The organism is Pseudomonas sp. CCOS 191, assembly GCF_001007005.1.
In the GTDB taxonomy this organism is placed as follows: domain Bacteria; phylum Pseudomonadota; class Gammaproteobacteria; order Pseudomonadales; family Pseudomonadaceae; genus Aquipseudomonas; species Aquipseudomonas soli.
This window is the reverse complement of the sequence record NZ_LN847264.1, coordinates 5,489,504-5,505,000: the sequence shown is the minus strand read 5'-3', so window position 1 is coordinate 5,505,000 and position 15,497 is coordinate 5,489,504. Positions and strand designations below refer to the sequence as shown.

Sequence of the window (15,497 nt, the reverse complement as noted above, 5' to 3'; positions counted from 1 at the left end):
GGGGTGAAGTCGTAACAAGGTAGCCGTAGGGGAACCTGCGGCTGGATCACCTCCTTAATCGAAGACATCAGCCTGCTGATGAGCTCCCACACGAATTGCTTGATTCATGATGTAAAGACGATCAAGACCCTATATAGGTCTGTAGCTCAGTTGGTTAGAGCGCACCCCTGATAAGGGTGAGGTCGGCAGTTCAAATCTGCCCAGACCTACCAATATGCGGGGCCATAGCTCAGCTGGGAGAGCGCCTGCCTTGCACGCAGGAGGTCAGCGGTTCGATCCCGCTTGGCTCCACCACTTTCTGTTGTGTCTACCTTGATCAGAACTTAGAAATGAACATTCGGCGATGAATGTTGATTTCTGACTTTTGTCAGATCGTTCTTTAAAAATTCGGATATGTGATAGAAATAGACTGAACACCAGTTTCACTGCTGGTGGATCAGGCTAAGGTAAAATTTGTGAGTTCTGCTCAGTAATGAGCGAAATGCGAATTTTCGGCGAATGTCGTCTTCACAGTATAACCAGATTGCTTGGGGTTATATGGTCAAGTGAAGAAGCGCATACGGTGGATGCCTTGGCAGTCAGAGGCGATGAAAGACGTGGTAGCCTGCGATAAGCTTTGGGGAGTCGGCAAACAGACTGTGATCCAGAGATCTCTGAATGGGGGAACCCAGCCAGCACAAGCTGGTTATCTTGTACTGAATACATAGGTGCAAGAGGCGAACCAGGGGAACTGAAACATCTAAGTACCCTGAGGAAAAGAAATCAACCGAGATTCCCTTAGTAGTGGCGAGCGAACGGGGACCAGCCCTTAAGCTGGTTTGAGATTAGTGGAACGCTCTGGAAAGTGCGGCCATAGTGGGTGATAGCCCCGTACACGAAAATCTCTTGCCAGTGAAATCGAGTAGGACGGAGCACGAGAAACTTTGTCTGAACATGGGGGGACCATCCTCCAAGGCTAAATACTACTGACTGACCGATAGTGAACCAGTACCGTGAGGGAAAGGCGAAAAGAACCCCGGAGAGGGGAGTGAAATAGAACCTGAAACCGTATGCGTACAAGCAGTGGGAGCCTACTTTGTTAGGTGACTGCGTACCTTTTGTATAATGGGTCAGCGACTTATATTCAGTGGCGAGCTTAACCGAATAGGGGAGGCGTAGCGAAAGCGAGTCTTAATAGGGCGCTTTAGTCGCTGGGTATAGACCCGAAACCGGGCGATCTATCCATGGGCAGGTTGAAGGTTAGGTAACACTGACTGGAGGACCGAACCGACTACCGTTGAAAAGTTAGCGGATGACCTGTGGATCGGAGTGAAAGGCTAATCAAGCTCGGAGATAGCTGGTTCTCCTCGAAAGCTATTTAGGTAGCGCCTCATGTATCACTGTAGGGGGTAGAGCACTGTTTCGGCTAGGGGGTCATCCCGACTTACCAAACCGATGCAAACTCCGAATACCTACAAGTGCCGAGCATGGGAGACACACGGCGGGTGCTAACGTCCGTCGTGAAAAGGGAAACAACCCAGACCGTCAGCTAAGGTCCCAAAGTCATGGTTAAGTGGGAAACGATGTGGGAAGGCTTAGACAGCTAGGAGGTTGGCTTAGAAGCAGCCACCCTTTAAAGAAAGCGTAATAGCTCACTAGTCGAGTCGGCCTGCGCGGAAGATGTAACGGGGCTCAAACCATGCACCGAAGCTACGGGTATCACCTTTAGGTGATGCGGTAGAGGAGCGTTCTGTAAGCCTGTGAAGGTGAGTTGAGAAGCTTGCTGGAGGTATCAGAAGTGCGAATGCTGACATGAGTAACGACAATGCGAGTGAAAAACTCGCACGCCGAAAGACCAAGGTTTCCTGCGCAACGTTAATCGACGCAGGGTTAGTCGGTCCCTAAGGCGAGGCTGAAAAGCGTAGTCGATGGAAAACAGGTTAATATTCCTGTACTTCCAGTTATTGCGATGGAGGGACGGAGAAGGCTAGGCCAGCTTGGCGTTGGTTGTCCAAGTTTAAGGTGGTAGGCTGAGATCTTAGGCAAATCCGGGATCTCAAGGCCGAGAGCTGATGACGAGTGCTCACTAGAGCACGAAGTGGTTGATGCCATGCTTCCAAGAAAAGCTCCTAAGCTTCAGATAACTGGGAACCGTACCCCAAACCGACACAGGTGGTTAGGTAGAGAATACCAAGGCGCTTGAGAGAACTCGGGTGAAGGAACTAGGCAAAATGGCACCGTAACTTCGGGAGAAGGTGCGCCGGTGAGGGTGAAGCACTTGCTGCGTAAGCCCACGCCGGTCGAAGATACCAGGCCGCTGCGACTGTTTATTAAAAACACAGCACTCTGCAAACACGAAAGTGGACGTATAGGGTGTGACGCCTGCCCGGTGCCGGAAGGTTAATTGATGGGGTTAGCGCAAGCGAAGCTCTTGATCGAAGCCCCGGTAAACGGCGGCCGTAACTATAACGGTCCTAAGGTAGCGAAATTCCTTGTCGGGTAAGTTCCGACCTGCACGAATGGCGTAACGATGGCGGCGCTGTCTCCACCCGAGACTCAGTGAAATTGAAATCGCTGTGAAGATGCAGTGTATCCGCGGCTAGACGGAAAGACCCCGTGAACCTTTACTATAGCTTTGCACTGGACTTTGAGCTTGCTTGTGTAGGATAGGTGGGAGGCTTTGAAGTGGGGACGCCAGTTCTCATGGAGCCATCCTTGAAATACCACCCTGGCAACCTTGAGGTTCTAACTCAGGTCCGTTATCCGGATCGAGGACAGTGTATGGTGGGTAGTTTGACTGGGGCGGTCTCCTCCCAAAGAGTAACGGAGGAGTACGAAGGTGCGCTCAGACCGGTCGGAAATCGGTCGTAGAGTATAAAGGCAAAAGCGCGCTTGACTGCGAGACACACACGTCGAGCAGGTACGAAAGTAGGTCTTAGTGATCCGGTGGTTCTGTATGGAAGGGCCATCGCTCAACGGATAAAAGGTACTCCGGGGATAACAGGCTGATACCGCCCAAGAGTTCATATCGACGGCGGTGTTTGGCACCTCGATGTCGGCTCATCACATCCTGGGGCTGAAGCCGGTCCCAAGGGTATGGCTGTTCGCCATTTAAAGTGGTACGCGAGCTGGGTTTAGAACGTCGTGAGACAGTTCGGTCCCTATCTGCCGTGGACGTTTGAGATTTGAGAGGGGCTGCTCCTAGTACGAGAGGACCGGAGTGGACGAACCTCTGGTGTTCCGGTTGTCACGCCAGTGGCATTGCCGGGTAGCTATGTTCGGAAGAGATAACCGCTGAAAGCATCTAAGCGGGAAACTTGCCTCAAGATGAGATCTCACTGGAGCCTTGAGCTCCCTGAAGGGCCGTCGAAGACTACGACGTTGATAGGTTGGGTGTGTAAGCGCTGTGAGGCGTTGAGCTAACCAATACTAATTGCCCGTGAGGCTTGACCATATAACACCCAAGCAATTTGCGCTGAGGCCAAATTGTGGTGGTGAAGACGAAACGAACCGAAAGTTCGCGACGAACCACACATATCGCATATCCGAATTGGCTGGCATGTCTGCAAGGACGTACTGGCAACCGAATTTCTTGACGACCATAGAGCATTGGAACCACCTGATCCCATCCCGAACTCAGTAGTGAAACGATGCATCGCCGATGGTAGTGTGGGGTTTCCCCATGTGAGAGTAGGTCATCGTCAAGATTCATTTCGCAAAACCCCTATCTGCGCGAGCAGGTAGGGGTTTTGTCTTTGTGCGTTTGGCAAGTTAACGCCCGCCCTTGTAGGAGCCCGTCGCCTGTAATGGCAGCGGTAGCCCTTTTCCTATGCAAGCCCTCGGGGCATGGCTATCATGCCAGCCTTATTCCGAGTCGAGATTGGCATGCTGAAGTTGTTGAACCTCCTCAAGGATGGCCGGTTCCATTCCGGAGAAGCCCTGGGGGCCGCCCTTGGGGTGAGTCGCAGCGCCGTTTGGAAGCAGCTGCAGCACCTGGAGAGCGAACTGAACCTGACCATTCACAAGGTCCGTGGCCGCGGCTATCAGCTGGCGGCGCCGTTGAACCTGCTCGAAGCGCAGGCAATCGCCAAGTTCTCCCAGGGCGAGCCATGGCCGGTGTTCATTCACGAAACCATCGACTCCACCAATGCCGAAGGGCTGAGGCTGATCGCGCAAGGGCAGGCGGCGCCGTTTCTGGTGCTGGCCGAGCGCCAGAGTGCAGGTCGCGGTCGTCGTGGGCGCCCGTGGGTCAGTCCTTTTGCCGAAAACCTCTATTACAGCCTGGTCTTGCGCATCGATGGCGGCATGCGTCAGCTCGAGGGCTTGAGCCTGGTGGTCGGCCTGGCGGTGATGCGTACACTGCAGGCACTCGGGCTAAAGGATGTGGGGCTCAAGTGGCCCAATGATGTCCTTGCCGGCGGGCGCAAGATTACCGGAATACTCCTGGAGCTGGTCGGGGATCCTGCGGACGTCTGTCATGTGGTGCTGGGTATCGGCATCAATGTAAACATGCAGGGCAACGAACAGATCGATCAGCAATGGGCCTCGATGCGCGGCGAAGCTGGGCAGCTGGTGGATCGCAACCGCCTGGTGGCGGTGCTCAGCCAGCAGTTGCAACACGAACTTGGTCGCCATCGCCGCTATGGTTTCGCTGCGTTCCAGGAGGAATGGGAGCAGGCGCACCTGTGGCAGGGGCGCAAAGTTTCGCTTGTCGCGGGCACTTCGCGTATCGAAGGCGTCGCGCTGGGGGTGGATGGGCAGGGCGGCTTGCGTCTGGAGGTCGATGGTGTGGAGAAGAGCTTCAGCGGCGGCGAGCTCAGTCTGAGGTTGCGTGATGATTCTTGAGCTCGATTGTGGAAACAGCTTTATCAAGTGGCGCGTCATCCGTGCAGCCGACGCCACCATCAACGGTGGTGGCATCGTGGACTCCGATCAGGCGCTGGTCGCAGCTGTCGCAGGGCTCTCGAGCCTGAGTCTGACTGGTTGCCGCATGGTCAGCGTGCGCAGTGAAGAGGAAACTTCATCGCTGTGCGCACTGATCCAGGCCTCGTTCGGGGTCGAGGTAAACGTGGCCCAGCCTGTGCAGGAAATGGCCGGCGTGCGCAATGGCTATGACGATTATCAGCGCCTGGGCATGGACCGCTGGCTGGGCGCGCTGGGTGCCTATCACCTGGCCGGGCGTGCTTGCCTGGTCATTGATTTCGGCACCGCAGCCAAGGCGGATTTCGTCGCGGCCAATGGTGAACACCTTGGTGGCTACATCTGCCCGGGCATGCCGCTGATGCGTAGCCAGTTGCGCACCCATACCCGGCGTATTCGCTATGACGATGCGTCGGCCGAGCGCGCTCTGAACAGCCTGGCACCGGGGCGCTCGACCGTCGAGGCGGTCGAGCGTGGTTGCGTGCTGATGCTCCAGGGCTTCGCCCGTACCCAGATCGAGCAGGCCAGGGCGATGTGGGGTGAGGACTTCACTGTCTTTCTGACCGGTGGGGATGCGCCCTTGGTGCAGGAGGCGGCGCCGAAGGCTCGGATCGTGCCGGACCTGGTATTCGTCGGTTTGGCCATGGCCTGTCCATTGAACTGAGGTGACTGACTATGCGCTGGTTGTTTCTGCTGTTGGTTGTGCTCAACGTCTTTTATTACGTGTGGCATCAGCAGGAAGCCCCCCTGAAGGTCAAGGAAGTCGCCCCGTTGGCTTTGTACAAAGGTTCCCAGCAGGAAATCCGCCTGTTGCGCGAAACCGGAGTTGCGGCGCCCGCCCGGCGCCGTGACGAATGCCTGGTGGTTGGGGGCATGGCTGCGCCCGAGCAGCTCGAGGCCTTGCGTCAGCGGCTGGTGAGCCTGGATATCGCTGCCCTGCCAGTGGTTGGTCAGCTGCCGGGTGCCGACGGGCTCTGGCTCAAGGTTGCCCCGGAAAGCGAGCGTTTGCTGGACCCGGCTGTGCTCTCGACTCTTTCCAAGGATTTCAAAGACTTAAAACACAAAATTATTTTGTGCGAGGGTATTGCAACTGCCGAATAGCTTGATAGAATGGCGCCCGCTTCACAGGGAACATCACCTAGGTGGTAGATCTGGAGGCAGTGTCAAAGCAGCTAAGTTTCAGATTTGATTGAAAAAATTTGAAAAAACGCTTGACACTGGGACGGCAGACAAATAGAATGCCGGCCACATCTGGAGGGATTCCCGAGCGGCCAAAGGGGACGGACTGTAAATCCGTTGCGAGAGCTTCGAAGGTTCGAATCCTTCTCCCTCCACCAGTTTTAGCGAGAGCCGCAAGCTCCGCGGGTATAGTTTAGTGGTAGAACCTCAGCCTTCCAAGCTGATGATGCGGGTTCGATTCCCGCTACCCGCTCCAAGTTTGCTGTTGTTGCGCAAAGTGTTTCGCTCTTGTAGCTCAGTTGGTAGAGCACACCCTTGGTAAGGGTGAGGTCAGCGGTTCAAATCCGCTCAAGAGCTCCATATAAACAAGGCAGATATGAAAATATCTGCCTTTGTTTTATCGGCGGTATGACTATTTCTTCTGCGGAGGACTGTATCGATGGCTAAGGAAAAGTTTGATCGTTCGCTACCTCACGTTAACGTCGGCACTATCGGCCACGTTGACCATGGTAAGACCACTCTGACTGCAGCGCTGACCCGCGTCTGCTCCGAAGTTTTCGGTTCGGCAATCGTTGAGTTCGACAAGATCGACTCGGCTCCGGAAGAAAAAGCTCGCGGTATCACCATCAACACCGCGCACGTCGAGTACAACTCGACCATTCGTCACTACGCTCACGTTGACTGCCCAGGTCACGCTGACTACGTGAAGAACATGATCACCGGTGCTGCCCAGATGGACGGCGCGATCCTGGTTTGCTCGGCCGCCGATGGTCCGATGCCACAAACCCGTGAGCACATCCTGCTGTCCCGTCAGGTTGGCGTTCCGTACATCGTGGTCTTCCTGAACAAGGCTGACCTGGTAGACGATGCTGAGCTGCTGGAGCTGGTCGAGATGGAAGTTCGCGACCTGCTGTCCACCTACGACTTCCCAGGCGACGACACCCCGATCATCATCGGTTCGGCTCGTATGGCGCTGGAAGGCAAAGACGACAACGAAATGGGCACTACCGCTGTCAAGAAGCTGGTAGAAACTCTGGATAGCTACATCCCTGAGCCAGTTCGTGCCATCGACCAGCCGTTCCTGATGCCAATCGAAGACGTATTCTCGATCTCGGGTCGTGGTACCGTTGTTACCGGTCGTATCGAGCGTGGTATCGTCCGCGTTCAGGACGCCCTGGAAATCGTTGGTCTGCGTGACACCACCACCACCACCTGCACCGGTGTTGAGATGTTCCGCAAGCTGCTGGACGAAGGTCGTGCTGGCGAGAACTGCGGCGTTCTGCTGCGTGGTACCAAGCGTGACGACGTTGAGCGTGGCCAGGTTCTGGTCAAGCCAGGTTCGGTCAAGCCGCACACCAAGTTCACCGCAGAAGTCTACGTCCTGTCGAAGGAAGAAGGCGGCCGTCACACTCCGTTCTTCAAAGGCTACCGTCCTCAGTTCTACTTCCGTACCACTGACGTGACCGGTAACTGCGAACTGCCGGAAGGCGTTGAAATGGTAATGCCAGGTGACAACGTCCAGATGACTGTCACTCTGATCAAGACCATCGCAATGGAAGACGGTCTGCGTTTCGCCATCCGTGAAGGCGGTCGTACCGTCGGCGCTGGTGTCGTAGCAAAAATTATCGAATAAGTAGTTGATTTACTTGATCAGGCCGGTATAATGGCCGGCCTGATACAGCGTTACAGGTCAGTAGCTCAATTGGCAGAGCGACGGTCTCCAAAACCGTAGGTTGGGGGTTCGATTCCCTCCTGACCTGCCATTCACCTCGGTGTGATTGGCTTTCTTCTTACAGGATCCTCCCCGATGACTCCCAAAACTGAAGCCCAAGAATCGCGTTTCGACTTGTTCAAGTGGCTGGCTGTAGTGGCTTTGGTGGTTGTCGCCGTTGTGGGTAATCAGTATTACTCCGCGTCGCCGATCCTGTACCGCGTTCTTGCACTTCTCGCCCTGGCTGCGGTTGCAGGCTTCGTTGCCTTGCAGACTGCGAAGGGTAAGTCGTTCTTCACGCTGGCGAAGGAAGCGCGGACCGAGATCCGTAAAGTCGTGTGGCCGACCCGCCAAGAAACCACTCAGACCACGCTGATTGTCGTGGCTGTTGTTCTGGTTATGGCGTTGCTGCTGTGGGGTCTCGACTCCCTGCTCGGCTGGGCGGTCTCCTTGATTGTTGGCTAAGGGTGTCCCGTGGCTAAGCGTTGGTACGTAGTGCATGCTTACTCGGGTTACGAGAAGCATGTGATGCGCTCCCTGATCGAGCGCGTCAAGCTGGCTGGCATGGAAGACGAATTCGGCGAGATCCTGGTCCCGACCGAAGAAGTCGTTGAAATGCGCAACGGCCAGAAGCGCAAGAGCGAGCGCAAATTCTTCCCTGGCTATGTATTGGTCCAGATGGAAATGAACGAAGGGACTTGGCACCTTGTCAAGGACACCCCTCGAGTCATGGGTTTCATTGGTGGTACCGCAGACAAGCCTGCGCCGATCACTGATAAAGAGGCCGAGGCCATCCTCCGTCGCGTTGCCGATGGTAGTGACAAGCCGAAGCCGAAGACGTTGTTCGAGCCGGGTGAAGTGGTTCGAGTCGTTGATGGTCCGTTTGCTGACTTCAATGGCACCGTCGAAGAGGTTAACTACGAAAAGAGCCGCCTGCAGGTTGCAGTGCTCATTTTCGGTCGCTCTACTCCGGTGGAGCTCGAGTTCGGCCAGGTCGAGAAGGTCTAGCAGGACGAAGCATCCCATACCCCGCAGCCCTATGTGCTGCGGGGTTTTGTCGTCACTGGGATAAAACGCAAGTCATCCGGGGAGCCATCTGGCGTTTGTACCCGATTTTGGAGTAGCTCATGGCTAAGAAGATTCAGGCTTACATCAAGCTGCAAGTAAAGGCCGGCCAGGCCAACCCAAGCCCACCCGTTGGTCCAGCACTGGGTCAACACGGTGTTAACATCATGGAATTCTGCAAGGCCTTCAACGCCCGTACTCAGGGTCAAGAGCCAGGTCTGCCGACTCCAGTGATCATCACTGTCTACAGTGACCGTAGCTTCACCTTCGAAACCAAGAGCACCCCTGCCTCGGTTCTGCTGAAGAAAGCTGCTGGCCTGACCAGTGGTTCGGCTCGTCCGAACACCGTTAAAGTCGGTACCGTTACCCGCGCTCAGCTGGAAGACATCGCGAAAGCCAAACAGGCTGACCTGACTGCCGCTGACCTGGACGCTGCTGTACGCACCATCGCTGGCTCTGCCCGCAGCATGGGCCTGAACGTGGAGGGTGTGTAATGGCTAAGCTGACCAAGCGCCAAAAGGCAATCGCCGAAAAAATCGAAGCAGGCAAGGCCTACAACTTCGAAGAAGCGGCAACTCTGCTGGCCTCGCTGCCTGCTGCCAAGTTCGTCGAGTCCTACGACATCGCCGTCAACCTCGGTGTTGACCCGCGTAAATCCGACCAGGTCGTACGTAGCGCTACCGTGCTGCCGCACGGCACTGGCAAGACCGTACGTGTTGCCGTCTTCACCCAGGGCCCGGCTGCTGAAGCCGCTCTGGCTGCCGGCGCTGACCGCGTAGGTATGGACGATCTGGCTGCCGAAATGAAAGGCGGCGACCTGAACTATGACGTCGTCATCGCATCGCCTGATGCCATGCGCGTTGTAGGTCAGCTGGGTCAGGTTCTGGGTCCTCGCGGCCTGATGCCTAACCCGAAAGTCGGTACCGTTACTCCAGACGTAGCCACTGCCGTGAAAAACGCCAAGGCTGGTCAGGTTCGCTACCGTACCGACAAGAACGGTATCATCCACACCTCCGTTGGCAAGATCGGCTTTGAAGCTGGCAAGCTGAAGGAAAACGTTGAAGCCCTGATCGCTGATCTGAAGCGTATCAAGCCGGCTTCCTCGAAAGGTATCTACGTCAAGCGCGTTACCCTGAGCACCACCATGGGCCCAGGTCTGATCATCGATCAAAGCTCGCTGGACGTGTAAGACCATGCCGGCGGGTGTAAGCTCGCCGGCAGCAAAAATTGGGGTCCCTGCCTGGCGGGGGCTATCCAAGACCGTAGGCGGCGCAAGCCTTAAACAACCAGCCTACGCAGATGGTGCTCCCGGTTCCTTACCGAATCAGACACCAAAACGACATCCGGCTTCGGCCAGATGAAACGGTAACAAGCAGGAGTTTTACCCGTGGCAATTAAACTCGAAGACAAGAAGGCCATCGTCGCTGAAGTCAACGAGGCTGCCAAAGTCGCTCTGTCCGCTGTCGTGGCTGATGCCCGTGGTGTGACTGTAGGCGCAATGACCGGACTCCGTAAAGAGGCTCGTGAAGCTGGCGTATACGTACGTGTCGTACGTAACACCCTGCTCAAGCGCGCTGTTGCCGACACTGAATTCAGTGTCCTCAACGACGCCTTCACTGGCCCGACCCTGATCGCTTTCTCCAACGAACACCCGGGCGCCGCTGCTCGTCTGTTCAAAGAGTTCGCCAAGGGTCAGGACAAGTTCGAGATCAAGGCAGCTGCGTTTGACGGCAAGTTCATTGCAGCGAACCAGATCGACGTGTTGGCTACCCTGCCGACCCGCGACGAAGCCATCGCGAAGCTGATGAGCGTGATCCAAGGCGCTACCAGCAAGCTGGCCCGTACCCTGGCAGCCATTCGCGACCAGAAAGAAGCCACCGCTGCCTAAGGCACCGGAAACTCTTTCAAATCATACGTTTAATTTGATAGCTGCGTAGGCTGTCACCCCAATACAGGATTTAAGTCATGTCTCTGACTAACGAGCAAATCATCGAAGCAATCGGCCAGAAAACCGTTCTGGAAGTTGTTGAGCTGATCAAAGCAATGGAAGAAACCTTCGGCGTTACCGCTGCTGTTGCCGCTGCCGGCCCAGCTGCTGCCGCTGCCGTTGTTGAAGAGCAAACCGAGTTCAACGTTGTTCTGGTTGAAGCCGGCGACAAGAAAGTAAACGTGATCAAGGCCGTTCGCGAGCTGACTGGTCTGGGCCTGAAAGAAGCCAAAGAGAAAGTCGATGGCGCTCCTCAGGTTGTAGCTGAAGGCGTTTCGAAAGAAGCCGCTGAAGACGCTAAGAAGAAGCTGGAAGAAGCAGGCGCTAAAGTCGAGCTGAAGTAATTTCGACTTTGCGATGCCAGCCCGAGCGTCAAGCGAAGGGCTGATGGCTGGTGGCTTATGCCACCGGCCTTTTTCCGTTATTGGTGGCCGATCAGGTCGGCCCCGATAACGAGCTGCAAGACACCCAAGAGGGTGGCGCAAACCAAAGGGTTTGCACGATTTTCTGGCTGCTCCCGCCGGGAGATGCCAAACAAGCAGGTGACCAAGCTGGGGAATGCTGATGGCTTACTCATACACTGAGAAAAAACGTATCCGCAAGGACTTTAGCAAGTTGCCGGACGTCATGGATGTGCCGTACCTCCTGGCCATCCAGCTGGATTCGTATCGCGAATTCCTGCAGGCGGGAGCATCCAAGGATCAGTTCCGCGACGTCGGTCTGCATGCGGCCTTCAAATCGGTATTCCCGATCATCAGCTACTCCGGCAATGCTGCCCTGGAGTACGTCGGCTATCGCCTGGGCGAGCCGGCTTTCGATGTGAAGGAATGTGTCCTGCGCGGTGTGACCTTCGCGGTCCCGCTGCGGGTGAAGGTGCGCCTGATCATCTTCGACAAGGAATCGTCGAATAAAGCGATCAAGGACATCAAAGAGCAAGAAGTCTACATGGGTGAAATTCCCCTGATGACTGAAAACGGTACCTTCGTTATCAACGGTACCGAGCGTGTGATCGTATCCCAGCTGCACCGTTCGCCTGGTGTGTTCTTCGACCACGACCGTGGCAAGACGCACAGCTCCGGTAAGCTGCTGTACTCCGCGCGCATCATCCCTTACCGCGGTTCGTGGCTGGACTTCGAGTTCGACCCGAAAGACTGCGTGTTCGTACGTATCGACCGTCGCCGCAAACTGCCGGCCTCGGTACTGCTGCGTGCCCTGGGTTACAGCACCGAAGAGGTTCTGAACACCTTCTACACCACCAACGTGTTCCACCTTTCCGGCGAGAAGCTCAGCCTGGAACTGGTACCTCAGCGTCTGCGTGGTGAAGTTGCGGTCATGGATATCCATGACGACAGCGGTAAGGTCATCGTCGAGCAAGGCCGCCGTATTACCGCGCGCCACATCAACCAGCTGGAAAAGGCTGGCGTGAAAGAGCTGGACGTTCCGCTGGAGTACGTACTGGGTCGCACCACCGCCAAGGCGATCGTGCATCCGGCTACCGGCGAGATCATTGCCGAGTGCAACACCGAACTGACCACCGACCTGCTGGTGAAGATCGCCAAGGCCCAGGTCGTTCGCGTCGAGACGCTGTACACCAACGACATCGACTGCGGTCCGTTCATCTCCGACACCCTGAAGATCGACACCACCAGCAACCAACTGGAAGCGCTGGTCGAGATCTACCGCATGATGCGTCCAGGCGAGCCGCCAACCAAGGACGCCGCCGAGACCCTGTTCAACAACCTGTTCTTCAGCGCCGAGCGTTACGACCTGTCCGCCGTTGGCCGCATGAAGTTCAACCGTCGTATCGGTCGCACCGAGATCGAAGGTTCGGGCGTGTTGAGTAAGGAAGACATCGTCGAGGTCCTCAAGACCCTGGTCGATATCCGTAACGGCAAAGGCATCGTCGACGACATCGACCACCTGGGTAACCGTCGCGTCCGTTGCGTCGGCGAGATGGCCGAGAACCAGTTCCGCGTTGGCCTGGTGCGTGTTGAGCGCGCGGTCAAAGAGCGTCTGTCGATGGCTGAAAGCGAAGGCCTGATGCCGCAGGACCTGATCAACGCCAAGCCGGTTGCGGCGGCGGTGAAAGAGTTCTTCGGTTCCAGCCAGCTCTCGCAGTTCATGGACCAGAACAACCCGCTTTCCGAGATCACCCACAAGCGCCGCGTTTCCGCACTCGGCCCTGGCGGTCTGACCCGTGAGCGTGCTGGCTTCGAAGTCCGTGACGTACACCCGACCCACTACGGCCGTGTGTGCCCGATCGAGACCCCTGAAGGTCCGAACATCGGTCTGATCAACTCCCTGGCGGCCTATGCCCGCACCAACCAGTACGGCTTCCTGGAAAGCCCGTACCGCGTGGTGAAGGAAGGCGTGGTCAGCGACGACATCGTGTTCCTGTCCGCCATCGAAGAGGCCGATCACGTGATCGCCCAGGCTTCGGCCGCGATGAACGACAAGAAGCAGCTGATCGATGAGCTGGTAGCTGTTCGTCACCTGAACGAATTCACCGTCAAGGCGCCGGAAGACGTCACCCTGATGGACGTTTCGCCGAAGCAGGTAGTTTCGGTTGCCGCGTCGCTGATTCCGTTCCTCGAGCACGACGACGCCAACCGTGCGTTGATGGGTTCCAACATGCAGCGTCAGGCTGTACCGACCCTGCGCGCCGACAAGCCGCTGGTAGGTACCGGCATGGAGCGCAACGTTGCCCGTGACTCCGGTGTCTGCGTGGTTGCTCGTCGCGGTGGTGTGATCGACTCGGTCGACGCCAGCCGTATCGTCGTTCGCGTCAATGACGACGAAGTCGAGACCGGCGAAGCTGGTGTAGATATCTACAACCTGACCAAGTACACCCGTTCGAACCAGAACACCTGCATCAACCAGCGTCCGCTGGTCAGCAAGGGTGACAAGGTTCAGCGCAGCGACATCATGGCCGACGGCCCGTCCACCGACATGGGTGAACTGGCACTGGGTCAGAACATGCGCATCGCGTTCATGGCGTGGAACGGCTTCAACTTCGAAGACTCCATCTGCCTGTCCGAGCGTGTGGTTCAGGAAGACCGCTTCACCACGATCCACATCCAGGAACTGACCTGTGTGGCCCGTGACACCAAGCTTGGCCCAGAGGAAATCACCGCGGACATCCCGAACGTCGGTGAAGCTGCGCTGAACAAGCTGGACGAAGCCGGTATCGTCTACGTGGGTGCCGAAGTCGGCGCTGGCGACATCCTGGTCGGCAAGGTCACTCCGAAAGGCGAGACCCAGCTGACTCCGGAAGAAAAACTGCTGCGTGCGATCTTCGGTGAGAAGGCCAGCGACGTCAAAGACACCTCCCTGCGTGTGCCGACCGGCACCAAGGGTACCGTCATCGACGTACAGGTCTTCACCCGTGATGGCGTCGAGCGCGACAGCCGCGCCCTGGCCATCGAGAAGATGCAGCTGGACGAGATCCGCAAGGACCTCAACGAAGAGTTCCGCATCGTCGAAGGCGCGACCTTCGAGCGTCTGCGTTCGGCTCTGAACGGCCAGGTGGTCGACGGTGGCGCGGGCCTGAAGAAAGGCACCGTGATCAGCGACGACGTGCTGAACGGTCTGGAGCACGGCCAGTGGTTCAAACTGCGCATGGCCGAAGATGCACTGAACGAGCAGCTGGAAAAGGCTCAGCAGTACATCGTCGATCGCCGTCGCCTGCTGGACGACAAGTTCGAAGACAAGAAGCGCAAGCTGCAGCAGGGCGATGACCTGGCTCCGGGCGTACTGAAGATCGTCAAGGTCTACCTGGCAATCCGCCGTCGCATCCAGCCGGGTGACAAGATGGCCGGTCGTCACGGTAACAAGGGTGTCGTCTCGGTAATCATGCCGGTCGAAGACATGCCGCACGACGCCAACGGTACTCCGGTCGACGTCGTACTGAACCCGCTGGGCGTACCTTCGCGTATGAACGTCGGTCAGATCCTTGAAACCCACCTGGGTCTCGCGGCCAAGGGCCTGGGCGAGAAGATCGACCGCATGATCGAAGAACAGCGCAAAGCCGCTGAACTGCGCACCTTCCTCACCGAGATCTACAACGAGATCGGTGGTCGTCAGGAGAACCTGGAAGAGTTCACCGACGAAGAGATCATCGCCCTGGCGAACAACCTGAAGAAAGGCGTGCCAATGGCCACTCCAGTCTTCGACGGTGCCAAGGAGCGTGAGATCAAGGCCATGCTGAAACTGGCAGATCTGCCAGAGAGCGGCCAGATGGTGCTGTTCGATGGCCGTACCGGCAACAAGTTCGAGCGTCCAGTGACCGTTGGTTACATGTACATGCTCAAGCTGAACCACTTGGTGGACGACAAGATGCACGCGCGTTCCACTGGTTCGTACAGCCTGGTTACCCAGCAGCCGCTGGGTGGTAAGGCGCAGTTCGGTGGTCAGCGTTTCGGGGAGATGGAAGTGTGGGCGCTGGAAGCATACGGCGCGGCATACACCCTGCAAGAAATGCTCACAGTGAAGTCGGACGACGTGAACGGCCGTACCAAGATGTACAAGAACATCGTGGATGGCGATCACCGTATGGAGCCGGGCATGCCCGAGTCCTTCAACGTGTTGATCAAAGAGATCCGTTCCCTCGGTATCGATATCGATCTGGAAACCGAATAACACGTGACGCGAGGGGAG

At 56.7% G+C, this 15,497-nt stretch carries 11 protein-coding genes, 6 tRNA genes and 3 rRNA genes (1 of these 20 cut by a window edge); all 20 read left to right on the top strand.

Translation table 11 applies throughout. The features are described from left to right. A 16S ribosomal RNA gene (locus CCOS191_RS24655) occupies positions 1-57 on the top strand; it begins 1,480 nt to the left of the window's first position. Between the two features lie 78 nt (positions 58-135). Continuing rightward, a tRNA-Ile gene (locus CCOS191_RS24650) sits at positions 136-212 on the top strand. A gap of 6 nt (positions 213-218) precedes the next feature. After that, a tRNA-Ala gene (locus tag CCOS191_RS24645) sits at positions 219-294 on the top strand. A gap of 245 nt (positions 295-539) precedes the next feature. Next, positions 540-3,433 (top strand): 23S ribosomal RNA (locus CCOS191_RS24640). Positions 3,434-3,570: 137 nt separating this feature from the next. Next, a 5S ribosomal RNA gene (rrf, locus tag CCOS191_RS24635) occupies positions 3,571-3,686 on the top strand. Together the 16S, 23S and 5S rRNA genes with 2 tRNA genes alongside form the textbook arrangement of a ribosomal RNA operon. A gap of 178 nt (positions 3,687-3,864) precedes the next feature. Continuing rightward, the gene (birA, locus tag CCOS191_RS24630; RefSeq protein ID WP_046857353.1) at positions 3,865-4,824 is read left to right on the top strand and encodes a bifunctional biotin--[acetyl-CoA-carboxylase] ligase/biotin operon repressor BirA; all 960 of its coding nucleotides are present in this window, start codon (positions 3,865-3,867) and stop codon (positions 4,822-4,824) included. After that, the gene (locus CCOS191_RS24625; protein ID WP_046857352.1) at positions 4,814-5,563 is read left to right on the top strand and encodes a pantothenate kinase; all 750 of its coding nucleotides are present in this window, start codon (positions 4,814-4,816) and stop codon (positions 5,561-5,563) included. The genes birA and CCOS191_RS24625 overlap by 11 nt, the downstream gene beginning before the upstream one ends. An 11-nt stretch (positions 5,564-5,574) precedes the next feature. Then, the gene (locus CCOS191_RS24620) at positions 5,575-6,000 is read left to right on the top strand and encodes a hypothetical protein (RefSeq protein ID WP_046857351.1); all 426 of its coding nucleotides are present in this window, start codon (positions 5,575-5,577) and stop codon (positions 5,998-6,000) included. Between the two features lie 152 nt (positions 6,001-6,152). Further along, positions 6,153-6,236: transfer RNA gene (locus CCOS191_RS24615), tRNA-Tyr, on the top strand. 24 nt (positions 6,237-6,260) lie between these two features. Continuing rightward, positions 6,261-6,334, top strand: a tRNA-Gly gene (locus tag CCOS191_RS24610). A gap of 28 nt (positions 6,335-6,362) precedes the next feature. Beyond that, positions 6,363-6,438 (top strand) — tRNA-Thr (locus CCOS191_RS24605). A gap of 79 nt (positions 6,439-6,517) precedes the next feature. Then, the gene (gene tuf / locus CCOS191_RS24600) at positions 6,518-7,711 is read left to right on the top strand and encodes an elongation factor Tu (RefSeq protein WP_046857350.1); all 1,194 of its coding nucleotides are present in this window, start codon (positions 6,518-6,520) and stop codon (positions 7,709-7,711) included. A 54-nt stretch (positions 7,712-7,765) separates the two neighbouring features. Further along, positions 7,766-7,841 (top strand) — tRNA-Trp (locus tag CCOS191_RS24595). A gap of 44 nt (positions 7,842-7,885) precedes the next feature. Continuing rightward, positions 7,886-8,254: a preprotein translocase subunit SecE gene (gene secE, locus CCOS191_RS24590; RefSeq protein WP_023628745.1), complete on the top strand. Its 369-nt coding sequence runs from the start codon at positions 7,886-7,888 to the stop codon at positions 8,252-8,254. A 9-nt stretch (positions 8,255-8,263) separates the two neighbouring features. Further along, complete coding sequence (gene nusG, locus CCOS191_RS24585) at positions 8,264-8,797, top strand: transcription termination/antitermination protein NusG (RefSeq protein ID WP_023628746.1); 534 nt, start codon at positions 8,264-8,266, stop codon at positions 8,795-8,797. A 119-nt stretch (positions 8,798-8,916) separates the two neighbouring features. After that, a complete protein-coding gene (rplK, locus tag CCOS191_RS24580) occupies positions 8,917-9,348 on the top strand; it encodes a 50S ribosomal protein L11 (RefSeq protein WP_011531881.1) in 432 nt (143 codons plus the stop codon). Next, entirely contained in the window at positions 9,348-10,043 is a 696-nt protein-coding gene (gene rplA / locus CCOS191_RS24575; protein ID WP_023628747.1) for a 50S ribosomal protein L1, read from the top strand. Before rplK ends, rplA begins: the two co-directional genes overlap by 1 nt. A gap of 198 nt (positions 10,044-10,241) precedes the next feature. Then, positions 10,242-10,742, top strand: coding sequence for a 50S ribosomal protein L10 (rplJ, locus tag CCOS191_RS24570; RefSeq protein WP_023628748.1), 501 nt, complete (start codon positions 10,242-10,244; stop codon positions 10,740-10,742). A gap of 77 nt (positions 10,743-10,819) precedes the next feature. Next, positions 10,820-11,185 (top strand): 50S ribosomal protein L7/L12, encoded by a 366-nt coding sequence (gene rplL, locus CCOS191_RS24565; protein WP_003255496.1) that lies wholly within the window; start codon positions 10,820-10,822, stop codon positions 11,183-11,185. A 220-nt stretch (positions 11,186-11,405) separates the two neighbouring features. Beyond that, complete coding sequence (rpoB, locus tag CCOS191_RS24560; protein WP_046857918.1) at positions 11,406-15,479, top strand: DNA-directed RNA polymerase subunit beta; 4,074 nt, start codon at positions 11,406-11,408, stop codon at positions 15,477-15,479. Positions 15,480-15,497: the final 18 nt, after the last annotated feature.

Bases quoted from the DNA above. Each gene is read 5' to 3' on its own strand.
- birA (WP_046857353.1), top strand. From the start codon at position 3,865: ATGCTGAAGTTGTTGAACCTCCTCAAGGATGGCCGGTTCCATTCCGGA.
- CCOS191_RS24625 (WP_046857352.1), top strand. From the start codon at position 4,814: ATGATTCTTGAGCTCGATTGTGGAAACAGCTTTATCAAGTGGCGCGTC.
- CCOS191_RS24620 (WP_046857351.1), top strand. From the start codon at position 5,575: ATGCGCTGGTTGTTTCTGCTGTTGGTTGTGCTCAACGTCTTTTATTAC.
- tuf (WP_046857350.1), top strand. From the start codon at position 6,518: ATGGCTAAGGAAAAGTTTGATCGTTCGCTACCTCACGTTAACGTCGGC.
- secE (WP_023628745.1), top strand. From the start codon at position 7,886: ATGACTCCCAAAACTGAAGCCCAAGAATCGCGTTTCGACTTGTTCAAG.
- rplK (WP_011531881.1), top strand. From the start codon at position 8,917: ATGGCTAAGAAGATTCAGGCTTACATCAAGCTGCAAGTAAAGGCCGGC.
- rplA (WP_023628747.1), top strand. From the start codon at position 9,348: ATGGCTAAGCTGACCAAGCGCCAAAAGGCAATCGCCGAAAAAATCGAA.
- rplL (WP_003255496.1), top strand. From the start codon at position 10,820: ATGTCTCTGACTAACGAGCAAATCATCGAAGCAATCGGCCAGAAAACC.
- rpoB (WP_046857918.1), top strand. From the start codon at position 11,406: ATGGCTTACTCATACACTGAGAAAAAACGTATCCGCAAGGACTTTAGC.